Source organism: Halopseudomonas xiamenensis (assembly GCF_014219065.1).
GTDB lineage: Bacteria > Pseudomonadota > Gammaproteobacteria > Pseudomonadales > Pseudomonadaceae > Halopseudomonas > Halopseudomonas xiamenensis.
Genome location: NZ_JACLGO010000006.1, coordinates 84,402 through 100,203, shown reverse-complemented (window position 1 = coordinate 100,203; position 15,802 = coordinate 84,402). Strand labels below are relative to the sequence as shown.

Here is a 15,802-nt window from a genome sequence, read left to right as displayed (position 1 = left end):
GTTATTATAGCCGCTCGTTCATTGGCAACCGGTTAACAGCATGTTCAACGAGGCGGAATACCAGACAGTGTGGATGATCTACCTTGCCGCTGCGGCCTGTTGCTGGTTGGTCTGGACACAGTTGACCCGCTGGATCGGATGGTGGTTCATTCGCGAGCCGCTGTGGCTGGTGATGGCGGTGATCCTGTTCACCCCGGCGCGGATCGATCCGCTGGAGCCCTGGCTGGCGCCGGCGGCAATCGGCTGGGCCCTGGATACGTTGCTGGACACCGGGGACAACGGTGCCAAGCTGCTCGGTGAGCTGACACTGGTGATGGCGTTGACCGCCCTGGCCTATATCGGTTTTGCCTGCCTGCGCCTGGGCTGGCGGCACTGGCGGAGCAGCCGCAGCGGCTCCGCGACCTGAGCGTTTCTACTCTTCGTTCTTCTGCTCGTACATGATGCGCGCCAGGCGCATGATCTGCTCCTGGAACTCGGTCCGCTGGCTGTCGGTCATCGGGCAGATGCCGACCTGCTCGAACAGGCGGTAGCCACGCACCGAAAAGAACAGCACGGCGGCCTGGGCCAGACCCAGCGGTGATTTCTCGAGAATGTCGAACAGCCCCTGGACGTCGTCCGAGGTGGTCTGCAGCAGTGCCGGGTTGCTCGCCGCGGCGGCGAAGATCGCCGAGTCGAGGTTCTTCTCCTCGGTGGATTCGCTCATGTTGCTCAGCAGCAGGGCCTTGAGTTCGCGCATGGGCTCATCGGGCAGAACACTCTCATAGGCACCCCAGCGTACCCGGAAGCGTTCCAGGCGGTGTTCGATCATCGCCGTCAGCAGGGCTTCACGGTCGGGGAACAGGGTGCTCAGGGTGGCCTCATCGACGCCGGTGCGTTCGCTGAGCGTGGCGAAGGTCAGCTGTGAGGCGCCGAGTTCGCTGACGATGGCTTCCGCGGCGCGGAACAGGCTCAAGTGAAGTGAATTGGTCTGTTTCTGGTTGGTGCTGTCCACTGCGAGAACCTCTTGATCTGGACGTCTGGATAGAGGTTGCGAACAGAATGGCTTGGGAATAGGTCTGTCGCCCTCGGGTCATTGCAGCATAGGGTACGATGTCGGGGCGGTGCAGGCGAGTGATTTTTGGTTGGGGCAGGGCATAAACAAGAAAACCCGGCCAAGGCCGGGTTTTCTGTTCAGAAATCGGGATTAGCCGATGATCTGAATGTTCGCAGCTTGCTTGCCCTTAGGACCAGTAGTGATGTCGAAAGACACCTTCTGGTTCTCGGCAAGGGATTTGAAGCCCTGAACCTTGATCTCGGAGAAGTGGGCGAACAGATCGTCACCGCCGCCGTCCGGAGTAATGAAGCCGAAGCCTTTGGTGTCGTTGAACCACTTAACTGTACCAGTTGCCATTTCAGATAATTCCTATCAAATTGAAATACTTGAGCAATGCTCAATTAAAGCGTGGGAATCAAAGATTGCGAGAATGACAAACTTACGTACTGAAAGTGCGCTTGCAGCCTACTACTCTATCTCTTGAAAACCTACGCGCCCACTTTGCCCCGGAAGATCGACCAAGTCAAGTTATTACTTTTATCGACGTCGGCACAAAACGAACGAAATTCAGTATACGTCAGTTTGCGGAAATAGCACGCCTTTCGTCGGATAAATTTGCAGTACCGTTTTCAGCCCTCGACCGCCTTGTCCTGCAGGCGATGATAGGGGTAGACATCGATCACCTTGCCGTCGCGAATCTGCTGTTGCAGGCCTTTCCAGTAATCGGCATCGAACAGCTCGCCATGCATCCGGGCGAACATTCTGCGCTGGCCTATATCGGCGAACAGGAACACCGGAAATTCCTCGGGGAACACGTCGTTCGGGCCGACCGAATACCAGGGTTCGGAAGCCATCTCCTGTTCCGGATACATGGGCTCGGGGATATGGCGGAAGTTGACTTCGGTCAGGTAGCTGATCTCGTCGTAGTCATAGAACACCACCCGGCCATGACGGGTAACCCCGAAGTTCTTCAGCAGCATGTCGCCGGGGAAGATGTTGGCTGCCGCCAGTTGCTTGATCGCCAGGCCGTAGTCCATCAATGCCTCGCGGGTCTGCGACTCGCTGGCGGTCTCAAGGTAGATGTTCAACGGGGTCATGCGCCGCTCGGTCCAGCATTGACGAATCAGTACGGTGTCGCCCTGCAGCTCGACCATGGATGGTGCGACCTCGAGCAGTTCCTGCAGGCATTCGGGCTCGAAGCTGTCGCGGGCGAAGCGGAAATCGGCAAAATCCTGGGTATCGGCCATGCGCCCGACGCGGTCGTGGCGTTTTACCAGTCGGTATTTCTCGATCACCGTTGCCCGGTTGACGTGCTTGGATGGTGAGAATTTGTCCTTGATGATCTTGAACACGGTATTGAACCCCGGCAGGGTGAATACCGTCATGACCATGCCGCGCACCCCGGCGGCCATGACGAACCTGTCCTCGGGGTTGCGTGCCATATAATCGATCAGGGCGCGGTAGAACTCGGACTTGCCCTGCTTGTAGAAGCCCAGGGCGGTGTAGAGTTCGGCAATCTGCTTGCTGGGCAGCAGGCGCTTGAGAAAGCCGATCATCTCCGCCGGTACGGCAACATCGACCATGAAGTAGGAGCGGGTGAAGGAAAAGATGATGGACACTTCCGACTCATCGATGATCAGCGTGTCGACACTGATACCTTCATTGTCCTTGTGCACCAGGGCCAGTACGAAGGGCCACTGCTCGCCCTGGCTCAGCACCCGGCCTACCAGGTAGGCACCCTTGTTGCGATAGAACACCGGCTGGATCAGTTCCACGGTCAGGCCGTGATCCAGTTGTGCCCAGTCTGGCAACCCCTGTCGCAGACAGTCGACAATCAACTGGCAGTCGCGCTCGAAATCTGCCCAGGGTACGTCGAAGGCGTATTCATCGAGGATCTGCCGGGCCAGGCTGGTCAGGCAGCCACCGGAAATGAAGCCGCGGGTCAGCTGCACCCGCGAAGGCTTGCGTACCGGTGGGCGTGTACTGTGCACGAACATGGTGCGATCACTGATCTGATCGTGCCGATGCATCTTGAAGAACACCGAGTTGAACCAGGTTTCCGCCAGTTCGTCGTCAAAACGGTCTTCGATCAGTTCTATATATGCATGCTTGATCGCGGGCCAACGGTCGGCGTCGAGAATATCACTGCAGCGCGGGTCGGCTGAGAGCCTGGTCTTGGTTTCGTAGACGCGCTCGTCATACAGGTTGATGCGGGCGGTGGAGGCTTCCTGTATTTCGGTCCACTGGGCCTGTTCGAACCGGGCGCGACCGCCCTGGGTCAGATCCCGGAATGTCGTACGGTAGTCTTCAAAGGCATCCAGCAGGCATCGGGCAACGTGCGCGGCAGTATCGGGCATGGGGGCAACCTGTAGCGTATCGGGTGTGCTCAGGATAGCCAGTCAGAGAGAATGACGGAAGTGCCAGTACCGACCATGCGGGACGGTACTGGCGGTTGGGTCCTCAGGGAACCAGCTCCTGCTCGGTGAACAGGTCGCTGAACAGCATGCTGGACAGGTAGCGCTCGCCGGAGTCGGGCAGGATCACGACGATGGTGCGGTTCTGCATTTCCGGCTCCTCGGCGATGCGCACCGCGGCGGCCATGGCGGCGCCGGAGGAGATGCCGCAGAGGATGCCTTCCTCGCGCATGATGCGCAGTGCCATGTCCTTGGCTTCCTCATCGGTGGTCTGCTCCACCCGGTCGACCAGGCTCAGGTCCAGGTTGCCGGGGATGAAGCCGGCGCCGATACCCTGGATCTTGTGCGGCGCCGGTTTCAGTTCCTCGCCAGCCAGCGCCTGGGAAATCACCGGCGACAACACCGGCTCCACTGCCACCACGGTGATTGGCTTGCCACAGGTGTGCTTGATGTAGCGCGACACCCCGGTCAGGGTACCGCCGGTACCAACGCCCGAAACCAGCACATCCACGCTGCCATCGGTGTCGTTCCAGATTTCCGGGCCTGTGGTCTTCTCGTGGATCTCCGGGTTGGCCGGGTTCTCGAACTGCTGCAGCAGTATGTGCGTGTCGGGAGCGCTCTGGGTGATCTCCTGGGCTTTCTCGATCGCGCCTTTCATACCCTTGGCCGGCTCGGTCAGCACCAGCTCGGCGCCCAGCGCCTTGAGTACCTTGCGCCGCTCCAGGCTCATGGAGGCGGGCATGGTCAGAATTAGCCGGTAACCACGGGCGGCGGCGACGAATGCCAGGCCGATGCCGGTATTGCCGGAGGTCGGCTCCACTATGGTCATGCCTTCCTTCAGCAGGCCCCGGGATTCGGCGTTCCAGATCATGCTGGCACCGATGCGGCACTTGACCGAGTGCGAGGGGTTGCGTCCTTCGACCTTGGCCAGGATGGTGACTCCCTGCGGCCCGAGGCGGTTGATCCGGACCAGCGGCGTATTGCCAATGGACTGCGAATAATCTGCGAAAACATGACTCATTGTTGGCTCCTTGTAATCTGCCTGCGGGGAACCAGCCTATGCCCGGCGCAGGGGGGCGTCAATCGGTGGAACTACCACGCAGCGGGTCAGTCCTTTTAAATATGAACAAGACGATGCGACTTTCCCTGCTGGTGGCAGCGGTATTGGCTCTGCTGCTGATCATACTGCACCTGATGCTGCCCTGGTTGGTGCGCGAGTACCTCAACGACAAGCTCGCCGACATGGGCGACTACCGTGGCCATATAGAAGACGTGGACATGACCTGGTGGAATGGCGCCTACCGGATCAACGGCCTGGAGATCACCAAGACCGACGGGGAAGTCCAGGTGCCTTTTCTCAGCGTACCGAGCATGGACATCGCCATCCGCATGCGCGCGCTATGGAAGGAAGGCGTGTTGATCGGTGTGGTCGATATCCACCAGCCGGAGCTCAATTTCGTCGACGGCAATACCCGGGAACAGAAGCAGACCGGTGAAGGCGTGGACTGGCGTGCGCAGCTGGAGGACATGGTGCCGGTGCGCCTGAACCAGGTGAACATCCACCAGGGCACGGTATCCTTTCGCAACTTCTCCAGCGATCCCCCGGTCAACATCAGTGCCAGCGCCATCGAGATGACCATACGCAACCTGACCAACGCGCCGGACGCCCAGGGCCAGCGCAGCGCCAGCATGAACGGCACCGCGGACTTTCTCGGCCATGCGCCGATCGAGGCCAATGCCCACTTCGACCCGTTGGGCCGGGTGGATGATGCCGACCTGCAGTTCCGCATGCTTGGCCTGGACCTGACGCGCATCAACGACTTCGCCTCGGCCTACGGCAAGTTCGATTTCCGAGCGGGGGCAGGGGACCTGACCCTGGAGCTGGAAGTGCGCGAGCGGCAACTGGATGGCTATATCAAGCCGCTACTGCGTGACGTGGACGTGTTCGACCTGGATCAGGATATCCGCAACGAGGACAAGGGATTCTTCCGCGGCTTGTGGGAGGCGATCGTACATGGTGGTCAGGAAGTGCTGCAGAACCAGCGCAAGGACCAGTTCGCCACCCGTATAGAACTCTCCGGCAGTCTGGACAATGCGGAAATGAGCGCTTTCCAGGCTTTCATCGCGATCCTGCGCAATGCCTTTGTCGAGGCATTCACGCCCCGCTTCGAGCGTGCACTGGAAGAAGAGTGAATTTGCCATTCACTGACTGAATCTTGCCCATGCGTTTACACCCATTCGGGGCGCAAGCTATAGTCCGGGGCTGTCCATTGGTTTGAATACCCGGCCGGTCCGGGTCTGGCTCAAGGAATTCCCCATGAAGTTCGAAGGTACCCAGTCGTACGTCGCCACAGACGACCTCAAGCTTGCGGTAAACGCCGCCATTACCCTGGAGCGCCCCCTGCTGATCAAGGGCGAGCCGGGCACCGGCAAGACCATGCTGGCCGAGCAGCTGGCCGAGTCCATGGGCGCCAAGCTCATCACCTGGCATATCAAGTCCACCACCAAGGCCCATCAGGGGCTGTACGAATATGATGCGGTCAGCCGCCTGCGCGACTCCCAGCTGGGCGTGGACAAGGTGCACGACGTGCGCAACTACATCAAGAAGGGCAAGCTGTGGGAGGCGTTCGAGTCCGAGGAACGCGCCATCCTGCTGATCGATGAGATCGACAAGGCCGACATCGAGTTCCCCAACGATCTGCTGCAGGAGCTCGACAAGATGGAGTTCTACGTCTACGAGACCAATGAGACCATCAAGGCCAGGCAGCGCCCGATCATCATCATCACCTCCAACAACGAGAAGGAACTGCCCGACGCCTTCCTGCGCCGTTGCTTCTTCCACTACATTGCCTTCCCCGATCGCGAGACCATGCAGCGTATCGTCGATGTGCATTACCCGGGCATCAAGAAGGAATTGCTGAGCGAGGCGATGGACATTTTCTTTGACGTGCGCAAGGTGCCTGGCCTGAAGAAGAAGCCATCCACTTCCGAACTGGTCGACTGGCTGAAACTGCTGATGGCCGACGACATCCCCGAAGCGGTATTGCGTGATCGCGACCCAACCAAGGCGATTCCGCCGCTGTATGGCGCGCTGGTGAAGAACGAGCAGGATGTGCAGTTGCTGGAGCGCCTGGCGTTCATGACTCGGCGGCAGAATCGCTGAACCCGCTCCCCCTCTCCCCAGCCCTCTCCCGCAAGGGGAGAGGGAGCATCAGAGTTCCGAGAGGCAATAATGTTACTCAATCTATTCAATGAGATGCGCGCGGCCAAGGTGCCGGTGTCGGTGCGTGAGCTGCTGGATCTGATCAATGCGCTGAAGAACCATGTGGTATTCGCCGACATGGACGAGTTCTATTACCTGGCGCGTACGGTGATGGTCAAGGACGAGCGTCATTTCGACAAGTTCGATCGCGCCTTCAGCGCCTATTTCAATGGTCTGCAGGATCTCAACGAGCTGCTCGAGGCGCTGATTCCCGAGGATTGGCTGCGCAAGGAGTTCGAGCGCCTGCTGACCGACGAGGAGCGCGAGCAGATCAAGTCGCTCGGCGGGCTGGACAAGCTGATCGAGGAGTTCAAGAAGCGCCTTGAGGAACAGAAGGAACGGCATGCCGGTGGCAATAAATGGATCGGCACCGGCGGCACCAGTCCCTTCGGCTCCGGCGGCTACAACCCGATGGGCATTCGCGTCGGTGATGCCGGCAAACGCCAGGGGCGGGCGGCCAAGGTCTGGGAGCAGCGCGAGTACAAGAACCTGGATGACCAGGTGGAACTGGGCACGCGCAACATCAAGGTAGCGCTGCGCCGCCTGCGCAAGTTCGCCCGCACCGGTGCTGCCGAGGAGCTGGATATCGACGGTACCATCGATCACACTGCACGTGATGGCGGGCTGCTGAACATCCAGATGCGCCCGGAGCGGCGCAACGCGGTGAAGCTGCTGCTGTTGTTCGATATCGGCGGTTCGATGGATGCGCACATCAAGGTTTGCGAGGAACTGTTCTCGGCCTGCCGTACCGAGTTCAAGCACCTGGAGTACTTCTACTTCCACAACTGCCTCTACGAGTCGGTATGGAAGGACAACATGCGCCGTACCAACGAGCGCATCCCGACCATGGACCTGCTGCACAAGTACGGTGCGGACTATAAGGTGGTGATCGTCGGCGACGCGGCCATGGCGCCCTACGAGATCACCCAGCCCGGCGGTAGCGTGGAGCACTGGAACGAAGAAGCCGGTCACGTCTGGATCACCCGCCTGCGGGAGAAATTCCCCAAGATGATCTGGATCAACCCATACCCGAAGGACGCCTGGGGCTACACCACCTCGACGCGGATCATCCAGGATCTGATGGAAGATCATATGTATCCGTTGACGCTGGAAGGGTTGGAGCAGGGGATGCGGTATCTGAGCAAGTAGGTTGTTGGGTAGTGTCGACTTTCTGAGGGGCCAGCGCTGCTGTTGGCTTGTTGCTGATGGTCTGAGTGGCCGCATTTGCCGGTCGGGCCATGCAGACACGCCGCAAGTACGTCCATGTAGGCTCGCGGTTGTCATCCATGACAACCGACGGTCTGCCTGCCCCGACCGGCAAGCGCTGCTGGGTACGTCGGTGTGGCGGAGGGGCAACCTGTGATATGCACAGACTCTTTGGCGGAGTTTGGCGGCTGGCTCTGGTGGACCGTTTGATGGCAGGGATGCCATCAACGAGCCTACAGGGACGTACTTGCGGCGTGTCCACCAGAGCCAGCCGACAAGCTCCGACCTTGCACTGAACCTGCAGCCACCAGCCATCAGCTATCAACATGCCACCATGAATAACACCAGCATCAGCAGAGAAAACCCTATGCCACTGAAACCCGGCCGCTATCGCCACTATAAAGGCAAGGACTACCAGGTCATTGATATTGCACGCCATTCTGAAACCGGAGAGCGCCTGGTGGTCTATCGTACCCTGTACGGCGAGTACGACCTCTGGGTGCGTCCGCTGGAAATGTTCACCGGGAATGTGGAGGTGGAGGGCAAAACACATCCGCGCTTTACCTTTATCAGCGAAGACGTGTAGGCTCTGGCCCTCCGGACTGCCCGCCACTTCGAGCAGCAGCCGAGCCCCTTTGCCCACAGGGCAAACTGGATTTTTTGATTGAGGAATACCTTTACCCATGGGAAAAGCACTGGTCATTGTGGAGTCACCAGCCAAGGCCAAGACAATCAACAAGTATCTTGGCAATGACTTCGTGGTGAAGTCGAGTATCGGACACATCCGCGATCTGCCCACCAGCGGCAGCAGCAAGACCGAGAGTAAACCCAAGGGGCGCAAGGCCGCATCGGCGCCGGAAGTGGATAAGCAGACCAAGGCCAGGATACAACTGGTCAACCGTATGGGCGTCGATCCGGAGAACGGCTGGAAGGCGCACTACGAGATCCTGCCCGGCAAGGAAAAGGTCATCGACGAACTGCGTCGCCTGGCCCGGGAAGCCGACACCATCTACCTGGCAACGGACTTGGACCGCGAAGGGGAGGCCATTGCCTGGCACCTGCGCGAATCCATCGGTGGCGACGACAGCCGCTATCGTCGGGTGGTGTTCAACGAAATCACCAAGAAAGCCATCCAGGACGCCTTCTCCGAGCCGGGCGAGCTGGACATGAACCGGGTCAACGCCCAGCAGGCCCGCCGCTTCCTGGACCGGGTGGTGGGCTACATGGTCTCGCCGCTGCTGTGGCAGAAGATCGCCCGTGGATTGTCCGCCGGTCGTGTGCAGTCGGTGGCGGTCAAGCTGATCGTGGATCGCGAGCGCGAGATCCGTGCCTTCATTCCCGAAGAGTTCTGGGAAGTGCACGCCAACCTGACCACGCCCAAAAGCGAAGCGGTGCGCTTCGAAGTGGTCAAGGAAAACGGCGAGACCTTCCGTCCGCTGAACAAGCAGCAGACCGACCAGGCGCTGGCCAAACTGCAGGGCGCGACCTACCAGGTGGTCAAGCGTGATGCCCGGCCGACCAGCACCAAGCCCGGTGCCCCCTTCATCACCTCCACGCTGCAGCAGGCAGCGAGCACGCGCCTGGGCTTCAGCGTGAAGAAGACCATGATGATGGCCCAGCGCTTGTACGAAGCGGGCTACATCACCTACATGCGGACCGACTCGACCAACCTGTCGGCCGATGCCGTGAGCATGGCCCGCGGCTACATCGAGAAGAACTTCGGTAGCCAGTACCTGCCTGATTCGCCGAATGTCTACGGCAGCAAGGCCAATGCCCAGGAGGCGCACGAAGCCATTCGCCCCTCGGATGTGAAGCTCAAGGCCACTGAACTCAAGGGTATGGAGCGCGATGCCGAGCGCCTGTACGAGCTGATCTGGCGTCAGTTCGTGGCCTGCCAGATGCCGCCGGCGCGCTACCTGTCCACCACCATCAGCGTACAGGCGGGTGACTTCGAGCTGCGCGCCCGTGGTCGCATCCTGCAGTTTGATGGTTACACCAAGGTGCTGCCGCCGCTGGGCAAGGGTGGTGAGGACGAGGTGCTGCCCGACATGCAGGTCGAGCAGATTCTCGACCTGGTCAAGCTCGACCCGAAACAGCATTTCACCAAGCCGCCGGCGCGTTATTCCGAAGCCAGCCTGGTCAAGGAGCTGGAAAAGCGCGGCATTGGCCGGCCGTCGACCTACGCTTCGATCATCTCCACCATCCAGGAGCGCGGCTATGTCGCCCTGAACAATCGGCGCTTCTATGCCGAGAAGATGGGCGACATCGTTACCGAGCGGCTCAACGAAAGCTTTCCCAACCTGATGGACTACAGCTTCACCGCGCGCATGGAAGAGTCGCTGGATGACGTGGCCCAGGGAGAGACCCTCTGGAAGGAGGTGCTGGACAAGTTCTATGCCGATTTCAGGAAGAAGCTCGAGGCTGCCGGGGCAACGGCGGAGGGGCAGGGTATGCGCGCCAATCAACCGACCCTGACGGATATCCCCTGTGTCGAATGCGGTCGTCCGATGATGATCCGCACCGCCTCCACCGGGGTGTTCCTGGGTTGCTCGGGTTATGCGCTGCCACCGAAGGAGCGCTGCAAGGCCACGGTGAACCTGGTGCCCGGTAACGAGGTGGCGGCAGATGACGAAGAGGGCGAGTCCCGCATATTGCGGGCCAAGCGTCGCTGCCCGATCTGCTCGACGGCCATGGACAGCTATCTGGTCGACGAGCGTCGCAAGCTGCATGTGTGTGGTAACAACCCCGATTGCAGTGGCTTCGAAGTGGAAGAGGGGCAGTTCAAGATCAAGGGCTATGATGGTCCGGTGATCGAATGCGACAAGTGTGGCAGCGAGATGCAACTCAAGACCGGTCGCTTCGGCAAGTACTTCGGTTGCACCAACAGTGCCTGCAAGAATACCCGCAAGCTGCTGCGAAGCGGCGAGGCGGCGCCGCCGAAGATGGACCCGGTACTGATGCCGGAGTTGCGCTGCGAAAAGGTCGATGACGTCTACGTGCTGCGTGATGGTGCCTCGGGCCTGTTCCTTGCCGCCAGCCAGTTCCCGAAGAACCGCGAGACCCGAGCGCCGCTGGTCAAGGAACTGTTGCCCCACGCCGAGGCGATCGATCCCAAGTACCATTTCCTGCTGAGTGCGCCGGTGGCTGATCCTGACGGTAATCCGACGGTGGTACGCTATAGCCGCAAGAGCAAGGAGCAGTACGTGCAGAGCGAGATCGACGGCAAGCCCAGCGGCTGGCGTGCTTTCCATGACGGCAAGAACTGGGTGGTGGACGACGGGCGCAAGGGCAAGCGCTGAGCGGAGGCGATATGGCGAATGAAGTGTACACCCGCACCAATCAGGCGCTGTCATTTGCCCGCCTGGCCCTGGCTTCCTGGGAGGCTGCGGCTGGTGACTCGGGGATGGGCGCGCTCACCCAGGCGCGCTATCACCGGGAGCACGTGATATTCCATGCCTACCGTACCGTTCTTGCGTTGATTCACGAGGTGGCCGAAGGTTATCGCTGGCCGCTGCTGGATGTGCGCAGCGTCGAGCAGGTGCTCGACAGTGACGTTGCCGAGCGTTTCCCCGGGCCGGAGCTGGGCGAGCTGGTGCAATTGGCGGCGAATCCGCAGAGCTGGCTGGCCGGGCTGCTGCGGGCCTGGCAGCAATTGCTGGCGCCCGCTGCCGGTGCCGCATCAGTGGCTGGCAGCGAGCTGATCGCCACTACCGCGGTCAGCGCGGCGCAGTGGGAGATCGACGAGGCGCAGACGGCACTGGACGCACTGGCTGCGCAGGTAGAGCGTTATCGTCAGGCGATGCAGGAGTGGTGAAGGTCGGGTTTGACGTGGTTGCTGTGGTACACTACGCGGCTTGACTGACAGGAGACGCCACATGCCTTCACCCTTTCTCGAGATCATTGAGCTTGCCGATGGCACGGTTGCCTTGCGCCGTCCGGATGAGCAGGGCAAGCCGCTGTTGACCATCGAGTTCTCCGAGGAAGCCAGGGATTTTCTGCAGGGCAACTATGTCGAGGTGGCCAAGGCCATGATCGGTGCCGGCATGCAGATGGCCGGGCAGATCATGGAAGAAGACCCCGATCTGGAGCTGGATCAGCAGCGCGTGCTGCACTGATGCAGTCGGGCGTTCGCCCGACTGTTCCGCTTTGTTCAACTGTTGCTTGCATTCCCCATGCGAACGTTCAAGCTGGCGCAATGCCCGGCCTGTGCTGCCCTGTCCAGCTGTTGGCTGGTACGCGAAGAGGAGGGCAGCCAACTGACCACGGTGTGGCTGTAACCCAGCTCGAGTATTTCGCAGCAGAGTTTCAGTGCATCCATGCCGTGCTTGGGGCGGATGATGAGTATGCGCTGGGGGTCCAGGCCGGAGGCACGCAGCCACTTCTGGCTGACCGGCAGCGGCGGATCGATCAGGCTCAGCCAGCCGGGTGTATTGGCCTGGCTCAGGTCCCGCAACACCGGTGCCAGCCACTGCAGGCATTGCCGAGGTGCGCCGTTCAGGCTGATTTCACTGAATCCGACATGCTCGTCCGGCATCGACTCCGGCACACTGGCCGAGGCCAGTCGCCGCATGCCCAGACGGGAAGACATCAGGGCCTGATGCAACAGGTCGGGTTGCACCGCTGAACCTTCGTTTCGCGCATACTGCATGGCGTACTCCTTCAGTGGCGTATCACGCCAACGCTCAAGCCTTCGATAATCAGTTCCTGCTCGCCCAGATCGATTTCGATGGGGGCGAACTCGGGGTTTTCGGCGATCAGCGATACCTTGCGTCCCTGTTTGTGGAAACGCTTGACGGTGACCTCGTCGTCGATCCGGGCCACCACCACCTGGCCATTGCGGGCTTCGCTGGTGCGATGCACGGCCAGCAGGTCGCCATCGAGAATGCCGATATCCTTCATGCTCATGCCGCGTACGCGCAGCAGGTAGTCGGCACGAGGGCTGAAGAACGCCGGATCGATCTTGCAGTGATTCTCGATGTTCTCCAGTGCCAGGATGGGCGCGCCGGCGGCGACCTGGCCGATCACCGGCAGGCTGTCATCGGGCGTGTCCTCGTCTGCCGGCAGGCGAATGCCGCGTGAGGCGCCGGGAATCATCTCGATGGCTCCCTTGCGCGCCAGGGCCTTGAGATGGTCCTCGGCGGCATTGGGCGAACGGAAACCCAGCTCCCTGGCGATATCCACGCGGGTAGGCGGATAGCCATTGCTGCTCATGTATTCCCTGATGAAGGAAAGTACCTGCTGTTGCCGTGCCGTGAGTTTCTGCATTCTTGTCTGCCTGTGTTTTTATACAGTGACTGTGATTATATACAGCTTGTGCCCAAGGGCAAGCCCGGCGCTGCATATTTGCAGCGCAGCCGGAGTGTGGTAAAACGTCGGAGTTGACAGCAAGTCTGTTTGAAACGTATGTTTCAAACATGTGTTTTTCTCCTGGAGTGGTCTGTGGCACAGTCTGAAACAGTTGAGCGCATTCTGGATGCTGCAGAGCAGTTATTTGCCGAAAAGGGTTTCGCTGAAACTTCGCTGCGGCTGATTACCAGCAAGGCGGGCGTCAACCTGGCGGCGGTGAATTATCACTTCGGTTCGAAGAAGTCGCTGATCCAGGCGGTATTCACCCGCTTTCTCAATCCCTTCGTCAGCAGCCTGGAGCAGGAGCTGGAGCGCAACGAACAGGCCGGCAATCCCGAGCAGACGCTGGAGCAATTGCTGGAGATGCTGGTGCGCCTGGTGCTGGCGGTCAAACCGCGCAGTGGTAATGACCTTTCCACCTTCATGCGTTTGCTCGGGCTGGCGTTCAGCCAGAGCCAGGGGCACCTGCGCAAATACCTCGCCGAGGTCTATGGCAAGGTATTCAAGCGCTACATGGAACTGGTGCTGCGCAGCTCGCCCGAGCTGCCGCCGGACGTGTTGTTCTGGCGGGTGCACTTCATGCTCGGCAGCGCGGCGTTCACCCTGTCGAGCATGAAGGCATTGAAGGCCATCGCCGAAGCCGAGCACGGTGAGCGCGCCGGTACCGAGGAGGTGCTGCGGCAGATGGTGCCCTTCCTGGCAGCCGGCATGCGCGCCGGCACCCTCGCCGTGGATACCGACAGGCATGCCCAGGAAGCCCTGCAGGTACTGTAGCAGGCGGTGATTGCATCTTGCCGGGACTTACCTCCGGTCCCGGTATCCGCTATCGTGTGGCCTTTGCGGCGGAGACGAGCATGCAGCTGGATCTGATCCACATTTCCCTTGAGCGGCAACAGCTTACCGGTTTCAGTGCCGGTCGGCCGGTGCGCACCTGGCCGATTTCCACCGCGAAGAACGGTCCCGGCGAGCTGAACGGCAGTGGCTGCACTCCCCGTGGACGCCATCGGGTACGCGCGCGTATCGGCGATGGTCAGCCGCTGGCAGCGGTATTCATCGGCCGGCGCCCGACCGGTGAATTGTGGACGCCTGAGCTGGCTGCGGCCAACCCCCAGCGGGACTGGATTCTGACCCGCATCCTGTGGCTCTGTGGTGAGCAGCCCGGGATCAATCGTGGTGGCGATCGCGATTCGCAGCGCCGCTATATCTATCTGCATGGTACCGGCGACGATCAGCCGATGGGTATTCCCCTGTCCCACGGCTGTATCCGTCTGCGCAATGCCGACATGCTGGCCCTCTTTGACATGACCCCGGCCGGTTGCGCCGTGGTCATCGAGTAATCTGACGCAGGAGCATATTCTTTGACCCAAGGCACATTGATGCTGGATCTGGCGGGTACCTGGTTGACCCCGGAAGACCGCCAGTTGTTGAGGCAACCCGAAGTCGGCGGCATCATCCTGTTCGCCCGCAATACCGAATCTCCGGCCCAGGTGCGTGAGCTGATACGCAGTATCCGTGCGTTGCGCCCGGAAATGCTGATCGCCATCGACCAGGAGGGCGGTCGCGTACAGCGCCTGCGTCGAGAGGTGCTGCGTCTACCCGCGCTGGGCCGGATTGCCGGCTGTGGCGCCAAAAATGTCATTGCAGTTGCCGAAGCGGCCGCCTGGCTGATGGCCACGGAGATGCTCGCCTGCGGTATCGATATCAGCTTCGCGCCGGTGCTGGACCTGGATCATGGCCGCAGCCAGGTGATCGGTGATCGCTCCCTGGGCGCCGATCCGCAGCAGGTGGCGCTTCTGGGTCGGGCCTATATCGAGGGTCTGCACCAGGCTGGCATGGCCGCCACCGGCAAGCACTTTCCCGGCCACGGCTGGGCCGAGGCGGACTCGCACACCGACCTGCCCGTGGACGAGCGCAGCGAGGCGAGCATCCGTGATACCGACCTGAAACCCTTCGCCGCACTGGCGCCACTGCTGGACGGCATCATGCCGGCGCATGTGGTCTATCCTGCGGTGGACAGTCTGCCGGCAGGCTTCTCGCAGCGCTGGTTGCAGGACATCCTGCGCGCGGAGCTGGGCTTCGACGGCGCCATCTTCAGTGACGACCTGACCATGGCTGGAGCCCACGCCGTGGGCGATATCACCCGCCGGGTGGATGCGGCGCTGGCCTCGGGCTGCGACATGCTGCTGGTGTGCAACGACCGCGCAGCGGCCGAGCAGGCATTGCAGCATGTTCAGCACATCGGCATGCAGCCATCGCTACGGGCGCAGCGCCTGCTCGCGCGGCGCGTGGTGGGTACCGACTACAAGGCTCAGCCGCGCTGGCGGCAGTCGGTCGAGGTGCTGCAGGGCGCGGGGCTTCTGTAACGGGAAGGGCAAGGGGGCTGGGTCTTTTGTTGGTTCCTGCGAGGAACCGGTTGGCCGGCAGGGCTGTGCCGACACGCCGTGAATACATCCCTGTAGGCTCGCTGCCGCCATCCCTGGCGGCAGACGGTCGGCCCAGCCCTGCCGGCCAACCGGTTCTGAAGGCTTCAAGGCTGCTGAT

Annotated in this window: 17 protein-coding genes; 11 read left to right on the top strand and 6 right to left on the bottom strand. The window is 61.0% G+C overall.

The window, feature by feature from the left end; all coding sequences use genetic code 11:
• Positions 1-40: 40 nt before the first annotated feature.
• A complete protein-coding gene (locus tag H6X51_RS05875; RefSeq protein ID WP_185266584.1) occupies positions 41-406 on the top strand; it encodes a hypothetical protein in 366 nt (121 codons plus the stop codon).
• A gap of 6 nt (positions 407-412) precedes the next feature.
• On the opposite strand, the gene H6X51_RS20310 is transcribed toward H6X51_RS05875, so the two are convergent.
• From H6X51_RS20310 to cysK, 4 genes are all read right to left on the bottom strand, one after another.
• Positions 413-991, bottom strand: a complete 579-nt coding sequence (locus H6X51_RS20310; RefSeq protein WP_185266583.1) for a TetR/AcrR family transcriptional regulator — start codon at positions 989-991, stop codon at positions 413-415.
• A 192-nt stretch (positions 992-1,183) separates the two neighbouring features.
• A complete protein-coding gene (locus H6X51_RS05865) occupies positions 1,184-1,390 on the bottom strand; it encodes a cold-shock protein (protein ID WP_036989629.1) in 207 nt (68 codons plus the stop codon).
• Between the two features lie 272 nt (positions 1,391-1,662).
• On the bottom strand, positions 1,663-3,390 hold the full coding sequence (gene aceK / locus H6X51_RS05860) for a bifunctional isocitrate dehydrogenase kinase/phosphatase (protein WP_185266582.1): 1,728 nt from the start codon (positions 3,388-3,390) through the stop codon (positions 1,663-1,665).
• 103 nt (positions 3,391-3,493) lie between these two features.
• Positions 3,494-4,468, bottom strand: a complete 975-nt coding sequence (gene cysK, locus H6X51_RS05855) for a cysteine synthase A (RefSeq protein WP_185266581.1) — start codon at positions 4,466-4,468, stop codon at positions 3,494-3,496.
• A 101-nt stretch (positions 4,469-4,569) separates the two neighbouring features.
• Between cysK and H6X51_RS05850 the strand changes: the two genes are divergently transcribed.
• From H6X51_RS05850 to H6X51_RS05820, 7 genes are all read left to right on the top strand, one after another.
• On the top strand, positions 4,570-5,640 hold the full coding sequence (locus tag H6X51_RS05850; protein WP_407925949.1) for a DUF748 domain-containing protein: 1,071 nt from the start codon (positions 4,570-4,572) through the stop codon (positions 5,638-5,640).
• Positions 5,641-5,764: 124 nt separating this feature from the next.
• Positions 5,765-6,610, top strand: coding sequence for an AAA family ATPase (locus H6X51_RS05845; RefSeq protein WP_185266579.1), 846 nt, complete (start codon positions 5,765-5,767; stop codon positions 6,608-6,610).
• A 69-nt stretch (positions 6,611-6,679) separates the two neighbouring features.
• Positions 6,680-7,858, top strand: coding sequence for a vWA domain-containing protein (locus H6X51_RS05840; RefSeq protein WP_185266578.1), 1,179 nt, complete (start codon positions 6,680-6,682; stop codon positions 7,856-7,858).
• A gap of 424 nt (positions 7,859-8,282) precedes the next feature.
• Positions 8,283-8,501, top strand: a complete 219-nt coding sequence (locus tag H6X51_RS05835; protein ID WP_185266577.1) for a DUF1653 domain-containing protein — start codon at positions 8,283-8,285, stop codon at positions 8,499-8,501.
• A 97-nt stretch (positions 8,502-8,598) separates the two neighbouring features.
• Positions 8,599-11,214, top strand: a complete 2,616-nt coding sequence (topA, locus tag H6X51_RS05830; RefSeq protein ID WP_185266576.1) for a type I DNA topoisomerase — start codon at positions 8,599-8,601, stop codon at positions 11,212-11,214.
• Positions 11,215-11,225: 11 nt separating this feature from the next.
• Positions 11,226-11,729 (top strand): DUF6586 family protein, encoded by a 504-nt coding sequence (locus H6X51_RS05825; protein ID WP_185266575.1) that lies wholly within the window; start codon positions 11,226-11,228, stop codon positions 11,727-11,729.
• A gap of 61 nt (positions 11,730-11,790) precedes the next feature.
• The gene (locus H6X51_RS05820) at positions 11,791-12,030 is read left to right on the top strand and encodes a hypothetical protein (protein ID WP_185266574.1); all 240 of its coding nucleotides are present in this window, start codon (positions 11,791-11,793) and stop codon (positions 12,028-12,030) included.
• A gap of 35 nt (positions 12,031-12,065) precedes the next feature.
• Here the strand turns inward: H6X51_RS05820 and sulA are convergent, their stop codons facing one another.
• Together sulA and lexA are read right to left on the bottom strand one after the other, a co-directional pair.
• The gene (gene sulA / locus H6X51_RS05815) at positions 12,066-12,563 is read right to left on the bottom strand and encodes an SOS-induced cell division inhibitor SulA (protein ID WP_185266573.1); all 498 of its coding nucleotides are present in this window, start codon (positions 12,561-12,563) and stop codon (positions 12,066-12,068) included.
• Positions 12,564-12,574: 11 nt separating this feature from the next.
• Positions 12,575-13,180: a transcriptional repressor LexA gene (gene lexA, locus H6X51_RS05810; protein WP_185266572.1), complete on the bottom strand. Its 606-nt coding sequence runs from the start codon at positions 13,178-13,180 to the stop codon at positions 12,575-12,577.
• A 174-nt stretch (positions 13,181-13,354) separates the two neighbouring features.
• Between lexA and H6X51_RS05805 the strand changes: the two genes are divergently transcribed.
• The 3 genes from H6X51_RS05805 to nagZ all read left to right on the top strand — a co-directional run bounded on the left by H6X51_RS05805 (position 13,355) and on the right by nagZ (position 15,624).
• Positions 13,355-14,035: a TetR/AcrR family transcriptional regulator gene (locus H6X51_RS05805; protein WP_185266571.1), complete on the top strand. Its 681-nt coding sequence runs from the start codon at positions 13,355-13,357 to the stop codon at positions 14,033-14,035.
• Between the two features lie 80 nt (positions 14,036-14,115).
• Positions 14,116-14,598 (top strand): L,D-transpeptidase, encoded by a 483-nt coding sequence (locus tag H6X51_RS05800; RefSeq protein ID WP_185266570.1) that lies wholly within the window; start codon positions 14,116-14,118, stop codon positions 14,596-14,598.
• Between the two features lie 39 nt (positions 14,599-14,637).
• Positions 14,638-15,624: a beta-N-acetylhexosaminidase gene (gene nagZ / locus H6X51_RS05795; RefSeq protein ID WP_185266656.1), complete on the top strand. Its 987-nt coding sequence runs from the start codon at positions 14,638-14,640 to the stop codon at positions 15,622-15,624.
• Positions 15,625-15,802 lie beyond the last annotated feature (178 nt).